Origin of the sequence: Sphingopyxis sp. YR583 (assembly GCF_900108295.1) — a bacterium.
GTDB lineage: Bacteria > Pseudomonadota > Alphaproteobacteria > Sphingomonadales > Sphingomonadaceae > Sphingopyxis.
In genome coordinates this window covers 1-17,071 of the sequence record NZ_FNWK01000003.1, presented here as the reverse complement: position 1 = coordinate 17,071, position 17,071 = coordinate 1, and the positions used below count along the sequence as shown (strand labels likewise).

The following is a 17,071-nucleotide window of genomic DNA, read 5'->3' as shown; positions in this document are numbered from 1 at the left end:
CGCCGACGTCAACCGAAAGCCTTATTGCTGCGGCGGCGTCCACAAATCGTCATTGCCCGCGCCGGTCACCGGATCGTCGAGCAGCGGCTCGCCGGTCATCGGGTCGATGTCGCGCATCGTGATCAGCGCCTGCGGGAAATTATTGCCTTTGCCGACGGCATCGTCGTCGTCGACCTCTTCGTCGATAATATCCTGAACCGGGAAATTATTCTCGAAATCGATCGCGACCGTGGTGCACGCCGTCGGGCTGGCGATAAAGCAGCCGTTGAAGGTCGACCGGCGATCATAGGTGCCGACCACCGGCGCCGCGCCGTTGATCGTCAGAAGCTGAAGCGCTTCGAGGCCGGTCACCTGCCCGTTGGCGCCAAGCTGGACGCCATTGACGACGATGCGCGGCTGTCCCTGCGCGACCACATCGAGGCCGCCGGCGCCGAATGTCAGCCCGCGGCGCAAGGCGAGGTCGGTTCCCGCGCCGCTGTTCTGGACATAGAAGCCGCCGGACACATTGGCGCGGATACCACGCGCGAAGAGCGCTCCTTCGTCGAGCACGACGCCGTCATTTTCGCCCAGCCGGGCGTTGATCGCGTCGATCGACGTTGCGGCACCGACCGCGGCGATCGCGGCCGGCGTCGCGACGATGATGTCGTCCGATTCCATGGTGAGCTGACCGCCCGGGGCATTGCTCGCGCCGGTGAGGCGGACGGTCCCTTGACCGAGGATGACCTCGATCGCCTCGTCTGCGATCAGGTTCAATCCATTGGTATCGGTGAGCCCGGTGAGCTGGACATTGCCGATCACGCGCATCTTGCCCGGGGTGCTGATCGTCAGCGCGCCATTGGCGCCGAGGTTGGAGTTCGACGCGCCGCCGGTCATGGTGAATGTATCGACCACGACGTCGGGCGGTGCGGACGATCCGACCGAGAGCCCGCCCGCGGCCTGAACCTTGGGTGCGAAGACTTCGATCTGTGTGCCGAAAACGCGTGTCAGCTCGTCGGCGTCGATATGATAGCCGTTGGGGCCGGTAGAGCTCGCCGTGCCGCCGATGAACGTCTGGCTGCCGTCATCATTGTTCGCGATCGACAGCTGCTGGGTGACGCCCGCCGTGCCGACGCGGCCCGCCGATCCGATCGCGATGTCGGCCGATTCGAGCGAGATCGACTGGCCGGTCACGACGCCGGTGACGGCCAGGTTCGACCGTGCCGAAGCGGCCAGATCGCCCGTCACGCTGACCGAATTCAGCGTAAGGAAGCCGCCGCTGTTCGCGATATTCGCGTTGGCGGCGGTCAGCGCGATGATGTTCATCGCCTCGCCGCTGGTGGCGAAGTCGGCGGTTCCGGCGACGCTGCCATTGTCGACCGAGAAATCGCCATTGCCGCGGACATAGGCGCCGCCGGTCGCTGCGTTCAGCGACGTGAAGTGCATGTTGCCGCCGCCTTCGATGCGGATCGCATTGGCCCTGGCGTCGATCGTGCCGCTGGAATTGAGGCTGCCGATCCGGATTTCGCCAGCCGTGCTGTCGAGGCTGGTCGTTCCCGACGACGATACGGTGTCGGCGTCGATACCGCTTGCCCCGCTCAGCACGACGTTCGTCCCGCCGCCGGCATGGGTGACGTCGATGGCGGTTCCCGCGGTCATCGTCAGGTCGCCAAAGGCCTGCGTCCCGCCGCCGACGATGCCCGCGGCCGAATTGACCGCGATATTGCCGTCGGCGGTCAGCGTATCGACCGCACCGCCCGGGCCGGTGAGCGTCGCGAGACTGACCGATGCAGCGGTGATCGCGACATCGCGTCCCGCCGCAACCGGGCCGGTGAGATTGGCGGCGCCCGTCGCATCGACGATAACGTCGCTGAAGCTGTCGATACCGGACAGCGTCGTCGCACCGCCTTGCGTGCGAATGCTGCTGTCGCCGGCAGTTGTGCCGAGGCCGAGCGTCGTCGCGCCGTTGACCGCGATATTGTTGGCGGCATTCAGCAAGATATCGTCGCCCGCCGACAGCGCCGCCGCGTCGATCGCGCCGGCCGACGAGGCCATCACGATATCGGCGCCGTTGGTGCCTGCCGTGCCTTCGCCGACGCCGATCGTGAACACACCGCTGGACGATCCGACCGAATAGGCTAGAATATGGGTGTCGTTTCCGAGGCCCGTCGTGCTGGCATTGTTGGCGAAGATGTTGCCGACCGCCGTAACCGTCAGGTCGTCGCCCGCCGTGACGTCGGTCAGGCTGGCGGTCGTTCCCGCCCGCACCAGCAGGTCTTCGCCGGCGGCGCCATTGGTGATCGTCGCCGCGCCCCCGCTGTTGACGCCGAACATCCGTCCGGCCGAGCTGTCGGTCAGCGCGGCGTTGCCGATCGCATCGACGAACAGATTGCCCTGCGTCGCAACGCCATTGGCATCGACATAGCCGCCATTGGCCCTTGCCGACACATTGATATTCGCATCCGAATTCAGGAAGATATCGCCGCCGGCGATATAGGTTCCGGTCATGTCTCCTTCCGAGAAGATCGAGATCGTCCCGTCGACGTCGGCATTGTTCACCGAAACAGTGCCGCCCGTGCCAAAGGCGAAGAAGGATGCGTCGCCCGTGACCGTGCCGGTGAGCGCCACGCTGTTCGCAAAGAGATTTATGTCGTCGCCCGCGCTGAGAGATCCGCCGCGGATCCCTTCTGCACCGGTTGCCGTTCCTTCGGCCGACAGGCTTATGCGTTCGCCGGCATCGATATTGTTGAAGACGATCGACTGGCCGCTGACCTGAACGAAACCGCCCGCGGTCGAATTGCCGAGATCGACGGCGCCGGGCGAGGCGATCGAGATATTGCCGCCGGTGATGATCGAATTCAGCCCGGTGCGGAAGCTGCCCGTCGTCGCGGTGAAGTCGCCCACCGCTTCGGCATGTTCGACGCTCGCTGCGCCCGCGCTGCTGATGACGATGTTGCCGCCGGCCAGACGGTCGACGCCGATCGTGGCCGTCGGGCCGGTCGCGCTGAGCGAAAGCAGGTCGCCCGCGCCGATCAGGCTGCCCGGCGCGGCGCTGATGCTGGTCGCTGCCGACAGGATCAGGCTGCCATTTGCACCCAGAGTGGCGGCTGTGCCTTCGCGGACGTCGTGACGAATGTCGATCTGGTCGCCCGCAGTGATCGTCAGCGCGCCATCGACATCGAGGATGCCGTCCGACTGCGCATAGATGCCGACCGAACCGTCGGTGGTCAGCGTGACGTCACCCTGGCTGGAGATCGTGCCGCCCGTCGGCGCGATGAAGATTCCCGCGAGCGCCTGATCGGTGTTGTTGTTGGTCGGTGCGGCGGTGCCGAGCGCCTGTGCGTCAAGCCCGGCGAAGGAAATGTCGCCGCCCGATCGAATTTCGATGCGGCCGGCGGTGTCGCCGTTCGCGGCGATGCTGGTAAGGCCGAGATCGATCTGACCGGGCCCGGAGGCGCCCGCCGTCGTCTCGATCACGACGCGGCCGCCGGTGGTTCCGCTGAAGGCGCCGTTCGCACCATTGCCGCCGGTGCCGGTGCCCGAGCCGCCGATACCCGTCTCGCCCAATATGCCGTTGACGGTGATGTCGACGGCCTCGCCGTTCGAAGTGATCGTGCCGCCGTTGGCCTGCAAAGATACGGTGCCGCCGGTGCCCGCGCCGCCATTGCCGCCGTCGCCGCCGGTCGAATTGCCGAAGAAGCCGCCATTGGCCCCGCCGCCGCCGATGCCGCCGCGGCCGACGCTGTCGAGAATGATGCTGCCGCCGCTGAGGAAGCCGAGCGTGACGGTGCCGCCCTCGTTGGCGACGATTTCGACCGCGCCGCCCTGGCCGTTGCCGCCATTGCCGCCGGAGGGAGCAACCGCCGGGGCCGCGGCAAAGGCGAGGCCGCCCGCGCCGCCATTGCCGCCCGTGCCGCCGGAAACGAAATTGCTTTCCAGCGCGGTCAGGCTCGCGCCCGCGCCATCGGCCGTCATGCGCGAACTGCCACCCGTGCCATTGCCGCCATTGCCGCCGTTGCCGTCGCGCCCGTTCGCGCCATTGCCGCCGGTTCCGGTCGAATCGAGCGTCACGGCGAGTTCGCCGGCGTCGAAGCCGGTGACGATCGCTTGCGCGATACCGCCGACGCCGTCGCCGCCATTGCCGCCGACATTATGGGTGCCGCCCGTACCGCCGGTACCAAGCGCGATGCTGTTCGCGATCCCGACCCCGGGGATCGGCGTTTCGAGAGCGATCGTGGCGGTCCCGCCGCGGCCCGCGCCGCCGTCCCCGCCGACGCCGATGCCGGTCGCGGCGCCGCTGCTGCTCGAGAAGAAGCTGTTGCCGCCGGTGCCGCCCAATCCCGACGCATTGGCGACCATGCCGCTGGCCGTCGTCGTGCCGCCGCGGACGTTCACCGTCGCGTCGCCGCCGATCCCGTCGCCGCCGGCGCCGGGCGTGCCCGGGGTGCCGCCGAAGCTCGAGAAGTTGAAGAATTCGCCGCCATTGCCGCCGGTGCCCGCTGCGCGTGCTTCGATGACGCTTGCGCCGACGACCGCGGCGCCTTCGATATTGATCGTCGCGGTGCCGCCGCGGCCGATGCCGCCGATGCCGCCGGGGACGATATTCATCGGATCGTCGTCGGAGCCGAACGAACCCTCGCCGCCTTCGCCGTCGGCGGTCGCGACGATGTCGGCCGCGGTGATCGTGCCGCCGAGCAGGTCGATGGTTGCGGTGCCGCCGATGCCGGCGCCCGACTGGCCCTGTACCACGCCGCCGAAGCCGTCGGCGCTGACGACCAGATCGCCGACGTTGATCGTGCCGCCGGTCTGTTGGAAGGTGGCGACGCCCCCGGTTCCGAGGCTGCGGTCGGCGGCGCCGTTGCCGCCATAGCCATTGGCCGAGATGTTGATCGTTGCGGCGTTCAGCGTGCCGCCCTGAATATCGAAATCGATCGAGCCGCCATCGCCGCGGCCCGATGTCTCGCGCGGAAGCCCCGGAGCGCTCTCCTCATCGACCCTGGTTCGTCCTTCGGCGGATGCTTCGAAATCGCCAAGGCTGATCGCGCTGCTGTTCAGGGCGTCGGCGACGGTGCGGACCAATATCGTCCCGCCGCTCCCCACCGAAATGTCCGATCCCGCCGCAGTCGCGCCGCCCGAAACGCCGCCGGCCGCGAGTATCGTCCCGACGGGCATGTTGATGCTGCCGGCGTTGGCAATCAGCTGGATCGTCCCGCCGGTCGCGTTCGTTCCGGCCGCGCTGATACCCGTCCTTGCGCTGGCGTCGAAGACGTTCGTGGCATCGAGCGTCGCCGTGATCTGTCCGCCGTTGTTCGCATAAAGGTCGACCGTGCCGCCCTGCGCCGAGCCGCCGGTGCCGCTGACATTGATCGTATTGCTGCTGACGTTGACCTCATAGACCTCGGCACGAATGGTGCCGCCATCGGCGAGGAATTCGACGCCGCCGCCGACGCCGTTGCCGGCGCTCTGGCCGATGGCGTTGGAATAATTTCCGCCCGACGCATCGACGTTGAAACGGTTGCTGCTGGTCACGCTGCCGCCGGCCGTCGCGGAAATATTGACGTTGCCGCCGGTCCCCGACCCGTAATTCTCGCCCGCGACGACCGCGCCCGTGGCCGAAAGCCCGACGGTACCGCTGCTGTTGATCGTCGATCCATTGGTTGCGCTCAGCGTTACCTGATTTCCGCGCGCGCTACCCGCCCGCGCGGTCGTGCCGCCCGGGCTCAGCGCTCCGCCCGCCTCTGCCGAAGCGGCGAGGGCGATCGAGGTGAATTGTGCGGTGGCGCCGCCGTCTGCCGTCAGGCTCGCCGTGCCGCCCAGGGCATCGCCGCCGACTGAATTTTCACCGCTCGCTTCGCCGCCCCGTCCGCTGGCATCGAGTGAAAGTGCGCCGAGCGACAGGGCTGCACCGGTGCCGCTGTTGATGACGACCGCAGCGCTCCCCCCGGTTCCGTCACCGCCGTTCAAAGTGGTATCTGGACCGGAAAAACTTCCTCCATTGCCCCGAACGGCGATCGAGGTGTCCAACGTGTCGAATAGGGTGTTCGCGCCCAGGATTTCGATGCGGCCGGTGCCGCCCGTTCCGTTCCCCGCCTGAACCGGGCCGAATCCGCCGCTGCCATTCGCATCGAGCGACACATTGCTCGTCGCACGAAAGCTTGCGCCGTCGGCGACCGTCAGGGTCGCATTGCCGCCCTGCGCATTGCCGCCGGTCGGGACGGCAATATTGGTGGGACCAAATGCCGAGGCGCTGATAGTGACGGCAGTGGCACTCAGCAAAGATCCGGCATTTCGCACCGAAATGCTGGCATCGCCGCCACGGGCGGTGCCCGCGGTGCCATTGGTTCCGATTTCGGCCGCAGCGATGGCCGATACGGCTATTGTCTGCGATATCACGCTGCCACCCGTCACCGTCAGGCTGGCGGTTCCGCCCTGGCTGTCGCCAGTTGCCGTGGCGGGCTGGGCCAGCGAGGTGATCTGCAGCAGATTGCCGGTCGTCAGCGTACCGCCGCTCACGACCACCGCCGCGCTGCCCGCCGCGCCGATGGCGCCGTCGGACCGGACGGTCAGATTGCCTGTGGCACCGCCTTGCTGTCCCGTGCCGACGGTCAGGGTCGCGCCGGCGTCGCCGCTGAAAACCGCATTGCCTTCGACGAAAATCCGTCCTGCCGACGACAGGGGCGGCGGTGATCCCGGAAGCTGCTGAAGCGCTTCACCTCTAAAAGTGCCGCTCGCATGCGCGGCGGTATTGCTGCGGAATAGCGTGTCGTTGACGACGATATTGGCCGCGGTGGCGTTTGCCGGCGCCAGATTATGTTCGCCGTTCGTGATATTATAGCCCGCCGACAGGCGCACCGCGCCATCCGGGTCGACCTGCGCCGACAGCGCATCGTCATAGCCGATCGCGCCGCTGACCAGCATCGTGACCGCGTCATTCTTTGGAATGGCGACCATATAGATACGGCTTTGGTCGGTATCGCCCTGCTGATGCGCGGGGCCGGTGGTGGTGCCGGTGTGGGTGATGACGTTCCCGCCCTCGGCACCGCGGGTAACATTGATGTCGAACAGGCCGCTGTTGATCCGGATGTCGACCGCTTCGGCGGCGACATAGGCAACCGACCCGTCGGTCCGGACGGTGCCGGCCTGGACGATGCGAGGCGCGACGAGCGCGACATAGCTGTTGCCCGCGTTGATCCCGTTGTTCGTATTGATCGAACCGTTGACGGTGATCGCAGAGGTGCTGCCCGCGGCGCCGTCGAAACGGATTTCACCGGTCGGGCCAAACAGGCCCCCGGTGGTGATGATATTGTTGCTGGTGAGAACAAGGCTGCCGACGTTGATCACGCCGGTCGCGCCGATCAATATGCCGCCCGCGTTATAGAACCAGATATTCCCGCCGCGCGCGCCCGATGCCGCGGTGTTGACGCTGTTGACCGTGCCGTTCAGCGCGATCTGGCGGCTGAGCGAGCCGCCCGAGCCGCTCGTGAAGCGGTTGAGTACGGTGTAATCGCCCGAGCCGCTGAAATTCCAGATCGATCCGTCGGGCAGGATGTCGATCGCGCCGCCCGTCGGCGCGGTGTCGGTCGGAACCCAGTTTATGATGCTTTGCGCCTGCGTGACGTTCACATTCGTCTGGTTGCCGACGTTATTCACCCCCGTGCCTGCGCCCACATCGACGAATATGGGGTTGGCAGCAACCTGCGCCAGCGCCGGACCGCCATAGGCCAGCGCAGCCATGCCCGCGGCGATCGCGCAGCTTGTCATCAGGCGCTGCTTGCCGTTGCGAAGGGGCGACGGATTGGCGTTGGCACGCATGGCGGTTGTCCTCGATGGAAAGGTCATGTCAGCGCGCCCTCACGCCGAACAGGGTAGTCAGCGACACAAGCAGCCGCGGATCGGGCCGCTCGGCAAGAAAGCCGCCGCGATTGAGTGGCACGGCCAACGCCATGTCGAGCCGCGCCAGATCGCCGTAAGCGACGCGGACGCCGCCACCGGCCGAGAAGAGCTTTTGCGGGTTGAGGCCGTCGAACGCGGTGTCCTTGTTCCACACCCACGCCGCGTCGAAGAAGACGAACGGCTGGAAAGCGAAGCTTTCGGTGTTGGCCGGAGCGAAGGAACCGTAGCGCGCTTCCAGAGCGACCGCGACGCCGCTGTCGCCGATAACCGTGCCGGGATCGAAGCCGCGTCCGACAGTAAAGTTGCCGCCCGAAAATTCTTCGTACGCGAGCAGCGGATCGTTGGCCCATTGCGCGCGCGGCGCGGCGGAGAGCGTGAACAGCTTGGCCGGCCGCCATTCGGCGAGTGCGTTGGCGCGGACGAGGAAGGCGTCGGGCTGGCCCTCGACGCGCGTCAGCGGGACCGCACCGGGCAGGAAACAGGCCGTGCCACCCGGGCCGCAATCATCGCTGGCGCCGAGGAGGGAGGCGCCCTTGCGGGCTTCGAGCGAGGTCGAGAGCGACCAGCGCGGTTCGCTGGGGCTATAGCCGCCGCGTCCCGCGATCGAGCCGGGGTCGATCCAGCTCGCGTCGGCGCGCAGGTTGAATACGCGCAGCCGGTCGCGGTTGATCGGGACGCTGGTCAGGCTGATGTCCTGATCGATGAAATCGAGCCCACCGCCCAAAGTCACGCGCCGCGCCTGCGTCAGCACGAGGGGATAGGAACCGAAAAGGCTGACGATCTGGGTGTTCGATTTGACGGCAAAGCCCGTGATGTCGGGGCGAGTCCAGGCGTAGGTGTAGCTGGCGCCGAAGCGCAGGCCTTCGCCGCCGACGCGGAACTCGTGCGACGCCTGCACGACCTTTTGCTCGTCGAAATCGGGGGTCGCATAGAAGCTGACCGTGGTGAGGTCGCCCATGCCGGTGAGTCCGGCGAGCCGCGCGCGCGCGATGCCGCCCCAGCGGCCGACGTCGCGCGAGCCGAAATTCTGCGCGTTGAAATCGAACGTATATGGCGTGCGCGCGACGGTGACTTCGCCGACGACTTCACCGGGAACCACGCCGGGGCGCAGCGTCAGGCGCGCGTCCATCCCCGGAATGTCACGCGCGAGCAGAAGATAGCGTTCGGCGTCGACGATGTTGAACACCGGCTGGTCGTCGAGCCGCGACAGATAGCGCTGGAGCAGCCCCTCATTCGCTCCGGCATCGCCGCGGACCTCGATCCGCGACATGCGCGCCGAAAGAATGTCGAGCCGGACGACGCCGTCGCCGATCGTCTGCGCCGGGACGCGGACTGCGGCAAGATAGCCCTGCGAACGCAGGATCGTCGCCGCGCGGTCGCGAATGTCGCAAACGGCGGCAATCGGCAGTTCCTGCCCCACACGATCCGACCAGCTCGGTCCGAGGATGGCATTGTCGATGCCATCAACGCTCGTGAACTCGACGGCGCGCAGCGTGAAGCGGATGTTGGCGAATTCGGGGCTGGCGAGCGGGCAGGGTGCGTGCTCGATCCCGTCGTCGACCGCGACGATTTGTTCGTTGGGCTGGACGGCGGGCGGCGTCGGCGGCCGCTGGATTTCTTCCCGGGTCGGGATTTGCGGTGTCGCTTGCGCCAGGGCGGCGACGGGCAAGGCGGCGGCGACCAGCCCCGCCGAACAGGCCGATATCCGAAGGATCGCCGCCAGTTTCGGCCGCGCGATCATATTAAGTCCGAAGTCCCCCGACACGGTCATCATCACCCCTTGCGTACAGGCGCCCCGCGATCATCGCGATGCGCCAACTCCACTGGCACGGCCGCGCAAACGGCAGCGCAAATTTCGACCCAAGGAAATGTTCCGTCACGCGACTGGCGGAATTTTCGTGGGTAAATATCAGACGGATGGGGCGGCGACAATCACCGCCCGCATCCATTCATCTCATCCGGCTTCGGCTTCCGACATCGTATCGACAAGGCGGTTGAGCTGCGGCGAGCAGCCCTTGCCCATCAGCATGTCGATCGACCCTTCGGCCGTGTCGGGTGCGTTTTCGACGGCGGCGAAACGCACCGTCACCGGCTTGGCGAGACCGCCGCCCGACAAACGATAGTCGGTGCCATATTGCACCGGCAGCACATCGGTCGGCCATTTGCGGAAATTCGCGCCATCGACGATCGCAACGGTGGCTTTCTTGCCCGCGCTTTCGATTTCGAGCGCGGTGTCGCCTTCCATGTTCGGGCGCCACAGCATCAGGACCGACGGATCGAGGACGCAGAAGGTGCCGCCCTCGCGATAGTCGAGCAGCCACAGGTTCGGCGCCCGGACATTGGCGGGCGCTTCCTCTCCCGGTCCGCGCGAAAATCCGCCGCGCGACCGCATCGTCGGCCCCTTGGCGAGCATGCGCGTGACGTTGCCGCCAAGCGACTGGCTCGCCTGCACCGTGCCGGTGGCGCCAAAGGTGCCGGGGCCGGACAGCGTGCGCGTTTTGCCTGCCTGCATCAAGATGATCCGGTCGCCGGCAACCAGCGTCAGCTTGTCGGAGGATTTAAGCTTGGCACCGGCAGGATATTTGCTCGCCGACGGGCCGGTCGAGCGGACGACCATCGATTGCGCGGCGGCGGTGCCCACCATGGCGACGGCGGCGATGGCGGCAGCGGCGGTGAGGCCGAGGCGGCGCATCCGGAAATCAGGAAAGGACATAGCTTTCTCCCTCTTTGGTCTCGTTCAGGCGTTCTATCAGAAACATGATGGCTGGATCCTGACCGAAATCGCCCTGTATTGCTGTGGCACAGGTCACATAGGTTTTTTTGTCGCCCGCCGCGTGGGCGGTGACCAGCGCGGCGATGCGGTCCCGCTGGTCGGGCGCGAGGTCCGGGCGCGGCGTGAAGACATCGACCGGCTGCGCCCGGCCGCGCAGCGTGACGCGGCCCATCGGCACCAGATCGTCGCGGCGCGACCGCGCGGCCGCTTCGGCGGACACCAGCACCCCGGTCTTGAGGCCCTTGTTTGCCGCCTCGAGCCGTGAGGCGGTGTTCATGCTGTCGCCGAGCGCGGTATATTGGATGCGGCCTTCGCCGCCGAAATTGCCGACGATCGCGTCGCCGACATGAAGCCCGACGCGCGTCATGCCGATCGGCGGCACATCCTCGGCAGCCAGGTCGACGCGATATTTCTCGCCCGCCTGATACATGGCAAGTGCTGCGGCGGCCGCCTGTTCGCCGTCGTCGGGCCGGCTGATCGGGGCGCCCCAGAAGGCGACGATCGCGTCGCCGACGAATTTGTCGATCGTCCCGCCATGGGCGAGCACGATGTCCGACAGGCGATCGAGATATTCGTTGAGCAGCCGCGCCACGGTTTCCGGCGTCACCGCGTGGCTGAGCTTCGTAAAGCCTTCGAGGTCGGTAAAGACGCAAAAGATGTTGCGCCGCTCGCCATGCAGCGAAAGCTGGTCGGGATCGCGCATGATCTGCGCCGCGATGTCGGCGGGCAGATATTTGCCGAGCGCCGACTGCGCGAAGGCGCGCTGTCGCGAGCCGACGGTGCGCGCGGCGGTGCCCACGGCGGCGTAACCGAACAGCCAGCCGACCGCCCAGCCGAAGGTAGGGAGCGTTGTCGTGTCGACGCCGCGACCCTGCAGCCAGAAGGGGAAAGCGATGAAGAAGGCCATCTGCCCGAGGAAGGCGAGCGCCACCCAGCGCGCGCGTAGGTCGATCAGGCTGGTGAGTCCGCCCGCGAGGACGATCAGCACCGCGAGCCCCCACAGCGCGGGGCCGGGGATCGGCCGGGTCCATGCCTTGTCGAGTTGCTGCGCCAGCATATGCGCATGAACCTCGAGCCCGATCATCGTTTCATGCTGACCGGTAATCGCGTCGGGAAAGCGGCTCAGCGGCGTGTTGAACTGGTCGTTGTCGATGATGTCGCCGCCGATCAGGATATAGCGCCCCTTCACTAATTCGGCGAAGCCCGCGCGCATTTCGGCATCCATGGGCATCGCGAAGGTGTCGATCGGGATGTTGGCGAAGACCGGTTCCTCCTGGCCCGCGGCGGCGCGGGCGGGGACGAGGAAGCGGATATTACCCTGAAAATTCGCGTGCGCGGTATCGATCGGCGCGAGCGCGTTCGACATCAGCGGGGGCAGATTCTTGGGCCGGTCGGGCCAGTTGCGGATCACGCTGTCGTCATCGGTGCGGAACAAGACGCTCGTCGGCCTGGTCTTGTCGGTCGTCACCTCGCCGATGAAGCCTTCGAGGAATTTCTGCTGCTCGAAAAAGATCGTGTTCGGATTGCTCGCCTGTTCGGCATAGGCGAGCCACGTCGGGGTCTTCATCGCGCGGAGCTGCGCCTTCAGCAGATCGTCGTCAGGACGCGGCGAATCGAACGCGATATCGATCCCGATCGCCTTCGCGCCCATCTGGTCGAGGTTGCCGAGCGCATTGGCGAGCAGGGTGCGGTCGAGCGGCGAGCGGATGCCGGTATTGAACAGGGTTTCGTCGTTATAGGTGACGAGGGTGATGCGCTTGTCCTGTTCGACATGCGGGGCCATCAGCATCGCGCGCGCGTCATAGAGCGCGCGTTCGGCGGCATCGATCAGCGGCATCTGCCAGCTGAAGCGCGCAACGAGGATCGCGATCAGGAGAAAGGCGAGCGTCGCCGCCATCCGCGACGGACCGAGCTGCATGACCAACCGCCGGACGCGCTTGCCCAATGGAACTCCGGCGCGCTGGCCGTCCGGCGCGGTTGCGTCCGCCGCGGGAATGATGGCTTCGGGTGCGTTCATCGGATCAGCGGGCAGCGCGGCCGGCAGTCTCTCCATTTCGTGCGGTCGCACCGCTGTGGAGCAGCGCCTGACCGCCGTCGCCGATGATCGCGAAGCCCGCCCAATAATAGGGATGCGACGTCTGCTGGTCGTCCATCAGGTGGACCTGCGTTCCCCACAAAGCATCGGCGACGCTTTCTCCCTCGGTCGCCGCGAAAAGCCCGCCGATCAGTCGCTTGGTCGCGTCAAAGTCGTCGGGGGCGGGCCAATGGCTTGCGATCACCGACCGTCCACCCGCGCCGATGAAGCTGCGCACCAGCCCGTCGAGCGCGTTGCCGCCGCCCGAAAGCCCCGCCTCGCGAGTGGCCGCAACGCTCGCCGCACCGGCGGTGTCGCACGCCGACAGGATGACGAGGTCGGCGTCGATCTTGAGGTCGAAGATTTCCTGGAAGGTCAGCAGTCCGTCCGAATCCGCACCGCCGAACGAGGTGACGAGTGCCGGGCGTGCGGGACAGGCGGGGCGCGGCGCGGTGACAAGGCCATGGGTCGCGAAATGGATGATGCGGTAATCGCCGAGGTCGGCGCGGTTCTTGACGGCGGTATCGGTGAAGGCGCCGCCGGTGAGCAGCGTGCCGGCGTCGCGGCCCATCGCAGCGCGTGCGGTCACCAGTTCCTCGGCCGAGATGGGACGCGCCCATTGCGCCGCATCCCACAGGCAATCGCCGTCGACGCTGCCACCCGCTGCGCCGCGCGTGCCAAGCGAGGGGAGACGCCCACTGATGGGCAGATTCTCACCAAGGCCGAAATATTGATGGCTGGCCTTCGACGGTGCCGCCTGCCGCGCGTTGCGGAAGCCAAGGGTGGAGACCGCGGTGCTAGGGCGCGACGTCCGGCCGAGCCAGGCGATCTGGCGCATGTCGAACGGATCGGCATCGGGATCGAGTAGGCGCTGTTCGTAGGCGGCAAGACCGGTGTCCGAAGTGATCAGGAGGTTGATCGGCAGGCGCAGCATCGCGCCATCGGGTTCGAAGATCAGGTGCGGCACCGTCGGCAGTCGCGCCGCGACGGGGCCGAACAATTGGCCATAAAGCTTGTACGAGGCGGCTGCATCGAACGGATAGGTGACGCGGCGGCCGTTCTCGACGACCGAGATCGTCGAACGGATCGTATCGACGGCGGTTTCGAGCCCCGCGGCGCCGATGTCCGATTTCCAGAGCTGGGCTTTGCCCTGTTCGATCATCATCGCATAGACGCCGTCACCGACGACGAGCATTTTCAGATAGGCTTCGTCGGGGCGCAGAACCTGCTGCAATTCGGCAAGGTCGAGCTTACCCGACGCGACGACGCGATATTGCGGGAAGGCCGATAGCGCGACCACCGTTTCGGCCTGCTGGAACGACAGATTGTCGAGCTGTCCCTTGATGTCGGCGCGCAGCGCGTTGACTTCGGGCGATTCAGGCAACTGGGCAAGACGGGCATCCTCGATCCGCGCGCGTTCGAGGTCGCGATTGAGCGTCGTCGCCTGACGGAACAGGCGGGCGCCGTCGCTGCTGCCGCCCGACAGTTCGCGCGCGAGCACGGCTTGCGTGTCGGCAACGCCCGGGCGGATCTGTAGCTGGCTCGCGACGAAGAAGTCCTCGATCGCTTTGGGGTCGGTTGCCGACCGCGCGGCAAGCAGCCGGTAATAGGGCGCCATCATATTTGCCATGCCCGCGGTCGAACGCTGCGTGCTGGCGAGCGCGGTCACGACTTCGCGATAAATGCCCATCGCCTTGTCGTCCTGCCCCTCGCGGGTGAGGAAGGACGCATAGCGTGCCCGCGCCGAGGCGAGCGCGTTGGTTTCGGGATATTCGACCGCGAGCAGGTTCACCGATTCAAGGAAACGCGCGTCGGCCGCGGCCTTGTCGCCGTTCGCTTCCTCGGCCAGCGCAAGCTCGCCGAGCATCTGCGAGCGCAAACGGATGATCGAGGTCACCCGGCCTTCGCGCACCGCAATCGCATCGTTAAGGCCTTTGAGCTGGGCGGTCTTTGCCGCCTCGGCATTACCACGCAGCCGTTCGACGGTGCCGAGCAAATGGGTTGCCTGCGCATCGATGATCTGCGCGCGTTCGAGCGGCGACAGGCGCTCGCGGTCGTTGCTCTGGCGGATGACGCGGGCGTTGTCGCCGCTGTTCACCCCCGCGACGATCTGCGGCGTCAGCGTGACCGCGTCGCCCGACACCGTCACCCCGCTCGTGAGCGGCGGGATCGGCGTCTGAAGCCGCGTGGCTGCGCCATCATAGTCGCGCTGGTTGAGCGCATGGATCGCACGGAAATTGCGGCGGAGGCGCAGCTGGACGGGGTCGGCGGTCGGAATCGCCTCGACGTCTGCGAACAAGCGTTCGGCTTCGGCAAATTCGCCGAGGTTCGAGCGTTGCAGCGCCCGGTTCAGCGTGACTTCGGTCGGGTCGATGTCGGCGGCCGACTGTTCTTCGGTCGCGCGGCGCGACAGCGCCTCGAAAAATTCGGCGGCTTCGGCATAGTCGCCGCTGTGGTTGCGGCGATATCCCTCGGCCAGCGCCTTATCGACGTCGATCGTCCCGGCGATCGTGCGGGCGAAACCGTCATTGCCGCCGACCGATGTCGTCGCGACCTTGATCACGCCCGGCATCACGCGGTGCTGGCGTATCGATTCGAGCGCGAGGTTCAGCGCGTCCGAATAAGCGTCGAAGCCCTCGACGCTGTAGGTCATATTGCCTTTGGTCTCGATCCGCGTCTGCCACGCGATATTGCTGCCCTTGATCGTACAGGCGTCGGCGGCGGTGCAGATGATCGTACCGGAGCGCGCCTGCTCGATTCGTGCGCGCGCGTCGGCGGAGGTTGCGCGCAATTCGCGCACCGTGCCGACTGGCTGGCTCGCATCGCGGCAGACGATCGTCCATGCGCGGTCGAACATGCCCTTGATCACATTGTCGCGAACGGTCGCCTGTACTTCGCAGAGCGAGCCGCCCTGTTCACCGATCGAAAAACTGTCGCGGAGCGTCGGATCGCTGCCTTGCGCCAATGCGGTTCCGGGCGCGGCAAAAGCCAGCAGCGCCAGAATCGGCACAAGTCGCGGACGTCGAACGGTCATCACAAATCCCCCAAACACAGGCGTAGAGACGCCATGCCGATGTGACGCCGGCAAGGCGGAAACTTTATTGCTGTGGTGCGACCCATTCCCTTGGGACCAAACCCTAAACTCTTCGTAAGCGAAAGGGAAGTGATCTGCGGCACAGGCGGCTTGCGCCAGCGGGGCGCGCAACCTATCTGCAGGGGGACATTCCATTCGGACGAGGAAAAAATGAGCGGATTCGACGATCGTGAACGCGCCTTCGAGGCCAAATTTGCACGCGACCAGGAAGTGCAGTTCCGCATCACGGCGCGCCGCAACCGGCTTGTCGGCGAATGGGCGGCCGAGCGTATGGGGCTGACCCCCGAAGAAACCGACGCCTATGCCAAGGCCGTCGTGCAGGCTGATTTCGAGGAAGCGGGCGACGAGGATGTCATCCGCAAGCTGGCGGGCGACCTGACCGCGGCGAGCGTCGAGATCAGCGATGCCGAAATCCGTTCGGTGCTGAACGACAAGACGGCCGAAGCTCGCCGCCAGTTCATCGACAGCCAGAACTGAAGGCCGTTCGATGGGCATGCGCGAAGATGATTTGCGGGCGATGATCGTTGCGGCGTTCCCCGACGCAGAGGTCCAGATCACCGACCTTGCGGGCGACAACGACCATTATTCCGCGCATGTCGTGAGCGAATCCTTTCGCGGCCTGACGCGCGTCGCGCAGCACAAGGCGGTATATGCGGCGCTCGGCGGGCGGATGGGCGGCGAACTTCATGCCTTGCAATTGACGACCGCCATCCCCTCATAAGGGGCTGAGACGAAATTTGCGGCGCGATGCGCGCCATCGGAGACATGAAATGAGCGATCCCACCACCCACGACCGCATTGCCAAGCTGGTCGCCGACAATGCCGTGCTGCTGTTCATGAAAGGCACGCCCTTGTTCCCGCAGTGCGGCTTTTCCTCGCGGGCGATCGCGATGCTCGACCGCCTCGGCATGGAATATGAAACGGTCGATGTGCTGCAGGACATGGAAGTCCGTCAGGGCATCAAGGAATTTTCGGACTGGCCGACGATCCCCCAGCTTTATGTAAAGGGTGAATTTATCGGCGGCAGCGACATCATGATGGAAATGTGGGAAGCGGGCGAGCTTCACACGCTGATGACCGGGATTCCGGCGCGCGCCGAATAACCCGCGTATCTGCCAGATAACAAAAAGCCCGCCGGCGCATTCGCTCCGGCGGGCTTTTTGTTTGTCGGCTTTGGGGTGGGAAGCAGACGTTAGCCTAGTGACGACTTTTCCTGCCACCCTCCATTCGGCAGGCGCACCCACGCCGTATTTTGTCCCTC

General features: G+C 66.2%; 8 protein-coding genes. 3 read left to right on the top strand and 5 right to left on the bottom strand.

Going from position 1 to position 17,071, the window contains the following annotated elements; translation table 11 throughout:
• Positions 1 to 21 precede the first annotated feature (21 nt).
• From BLW56_RS15685 to BLW56_RS15665, 5 genes are all read right to left on the bottom strand, one after another.
• On the bottom strand, positions 22 to 7,788 hold the full coding sequence (locus tag BLW56_RS15685) for a hypothetical protein (RefSeq protein WP_093511658.1): 7,767 nt from the start codon (positions 7,786 to 7,788) through the stop codon (positions 22 to 24).
• 28 nt (positions 7,789 to 7,816) lie between these two features.
• Positions 7,817 to 9,640, bottom strand: coding sequence for a ShlB/FhaC/HecB family hemolysin secretion/activation protein (locus BLW56_RS15680; protein ID WP_093512034.1), 1,824 nt, complete (start codon positions 9,638 to 9,640; stop codon positions 7,817 to 7,819).
• Between the two features lie 183 nt (positions 9,641 to 9,823).
• Positions 9,824 to 10,582, bottom strand: coding sequence for a hypothetical protein (locus BLW56_RS15675; RefSeq protein WP_093511657.1), 759 nt, complete (start codon positions 10,580 to 10,582; stop codon positions 9,824 to 9,826).
• Positions 10,569 to 12,659 (bottom strand): adenylate/guanylate cyclase domain-containing protein, encoded by a 2,091-nt coding sequence (locus BLW56_RS15670; RefSeq protein ID WP_093511656.1) that lies wholly within the window; start codon positions 12,657 to 12,659, stop codon positions 10,569 to 10,571. Before BLW56_RS15670 ends, BLW56_RS15675 begins: the two co-directional genes overlap by 14 nt.
• 4 nt (positions 12,660 to 12,663) lie before the next feature.
• The gene (locus BLW56_RS15665) at positions 12,664 to 15,750 is read right to left on the bottom strand and encodes a CHAT domain-containing protein (protein WP_093511655.1); all 3,087 of its coding nucleotides are present in this window, start codon (positions 15,748 to 15,750) and stop codon (positions 12,664 to 12,666) included.
• 210 nt (positions 15,751 to 15,960) lie between these two features.
• Here BLW56_RS15665 and BLW56_RS15660 point away from each other — a divergent pair, with 210 nt between their 5' ends.
• Genes BLW56_RS15660 through grxD form a run of 3 tightly spaced genes read left to right on the top strand, consistent with a single transcriptional unit; the run spans position 15,961 to position 16,913 of the window.
• Entirely contained in the window at positions 15,961 to 16,287 is a 327-nt protein-coding gene (locus BLW56_RS15660; protein WP_093511654.1) for a DUF1476 domain-containing protein, read from the top strand.
• 10 nt (positions 16,288 to 16,297) lie between these two features.
• On the top strand, positions 16,298 to 16,531 hold the full coding sequence (locus BLW56_RS15655) for a BolA/IbaG family iron-sulfur metabolism protein (protein ID WP_093511653.1): 234 nt from the start codon (positions 16,298 to 16,300) through the stop codon (positions 16,529 to 16,531).
• Positions 16,532 to 16,580: 49 nt separating this feature from the next.
• The gene (gene grxD, locus BLW56_RS15650; protein WP_093511652.1) at positions 16,581 to 16,913 is read left to right on the top strand and encodes a Grx4 family monothiol glutaredoxin; all 333 of its coding nucleotides are present in this window, start codon (positions 16,581 to 16,583) and stop codon (positions 16,911 to 16,913) included.
• Positions 16,914 to 17,071 lie beyond the last annotated feature (158 nt).

What these genes read in the sequence shown, in the direction of transcription:
- BLW56_RS15670 (WP_093511656.1), bottom strand. Translation starts at nt 12,659, where the DNA reads ATGAACGCACCCGAAGCCATCATTCCCGCGGCGGACGCAACCGCGCCG.
- BLW56_RS15665 (WP_093511655.1), bottom strand. Translation starts at nt 15,750, where the DNA reads ATGACCGTTCGACGTCCGCGACTTGTGCCGATTCTGGCGCTGCTGGCT.
- BLW56_RS15680 (WP_093512034.1), bottom strand. Translation starts at nt 9,640, where the DNA reads ATGACCGTGTCGGGGGACTTCGGACTTAATATGATCGCGCGGCCGAAA.
- grxD (WP_093511652.1), top strand. Translation starts at nt 16,581, where the DNA reads ATGAGCGATCCCACCACCCACGACCGCATTGCCAAGCTGGTCGCCGAC.
- BLW56_RS15675 (WP_093511657.1), bottom strand. Translation starts at nt 10,582, where the DNA reads ATGTCCTTTCCTGATTTCCGGATGCGCCGCCTCGGCCTCACCGCCGCT.
- BLW56_RS15685 (WP_093511658.1), bottom strand. Translation starts at nt 7,788, where the DNA reads ATGCGTGCCAACGCCAATCCGTCGCCCCTTCGCAACGGCAAGCAGCGC.
- BLW56_RS15655 (WP_093511653.1), top strand. Translation starts at nt 16,298, where the DNA reads ATGGGCATGCGCGAAGATGATTTGCGGGCGATGATCGTTGCGGCGTTC.
- BLW56_RS15660 (WP_093511654.1), top strand. Translation starts at nt 15,961, where the DNA reads ATGAGCGGATTCGACGATCGTGAACGCGCCTTCGAGGCCAAATTTGCA.